The 1,191-nt window shown below is 58.4% G+C and carries 1 protein-coding gene; it reads right to left on the reverse strand.

The window, feature by feature from the left end; genetic code table 11:
- Positions 1 to 145 precede the first annotated feature (145 nt).
- Positions 146 to 1,126 (reverse strand): IS5-like element ISPst5 family transposase, encoded by a 981-nt coding sequence (locus BUE09_RS19975; protein ID WP_014820685.1) that lies wholly within the window; start codon positions 1,124 to 1,126, stop codon positions 146 to 148.
- Between the last annotated feature and the right edge of the window lie 65 nt (positions 1,127 to 1,191).

Raw genomic sequence — 1,191 nt, forward strand, 5'->3', positions numbered from 1 at the left:
GGATGGTCTGAAGTAGTCAGGTATTTCTGGCTGACTCCAGCCCTTGCCGATTTCAAAACGGTGATTCGGCTAAAAAACGATCAAATCATCCCCTCTTTCCGGATTTATAGCCGGCGCGAGCACCTCGCGCCGGCCATTTCCCGCATTACAGACGCACCTCTCCTGCATTCGTCAGCAAATGTCGGCGCGCCATCCACAGGTTCGACAGCGCGAACAGTGTCACCAACTGCGCGGTGTTCTTCGCCAGGCCACGGAAGCGTGTCTTCACGTAGCCGAATTGGCGCTTGATCACCCGGAACGGGTGCTCGACTTTGGCGCGCACCTGGGCCTTGGATTTCTCGATCTTGCGCTTGGCTTTGTACAGCGCACTGCGCTTACTCAGCTTCTTGTACGTACTGCGGCGGGCCGCAATCTGCCAGATCACCTCCCGGCCTTCATGTTCCGGGCGTTTCTCTACGCCGGTGTAACCCGCGTCGGCGCCGACCATGTTTTCCTTTCCATGCAGCAGTTTGTCGACCTGGGTAACGTCAGCAACGTTGGCTGCCGTCCCCACCACGCTGTGCACCAGACCTGACTCGGCATCCGCGCCGATGTGAGCCTTCATGCCGAAGTAATACTGGTTGCCCTTCTTGGTCTGGTGCATTTCCGGGTCACGCTTACCGTCCTTGTTCTTGGTCGAACTCGGCGCATGGATCAGCGTGGCATCGACGATGGTGCCCTGGCGCAGCGACAGGCCCCGATCGCCCAGGTAACCATTGATCACCGCCAGAATCCCGGCCGCCAACTCGTGCTTCTCCAGCAGGCGACGGAAATTGAGGATGGTGGTTTCGTCGGGAATACGCTCTAGGTTCAGCCCGGCAAACTGGCGCAAGATTGTGGTCTCGTACAGCGCCTCCTCCATCGCCGGATCGCTGTAGCCGAACCAGTTCTGCATCAAATGTACGCGCAGCATCGCCATCAGCTGATACGCCGGACGACCACCTTCACCCTTGGGGTAGTGCGGCTCGATCAGGGCAATCAAACCCTTCCACGGCACCACCTGATCCATCTCGATCAGGAACAACTCTTTGCGGGTCTGCTTGCGCTTGCCGGCGTACTCGGCGTCGGCGAAGGTCATTTGCTTCATCGGGAAACTCGGGCAACGGGATCGGCGTATTTCACCAGATTCGGGAAGTCTTTTTCAGACCATCC

Source organism: Stutzerimonas xanthomarina DSM 18231, from assembly GCF_900129835.1.
Classification (GTDB): Bacteria; Pseudomonadota; Gammaproteobacteria; order Pseudomonadales; family Pseudomonadaceae; genus Stutzerimonas; species Stutzerimonas xanthomarina.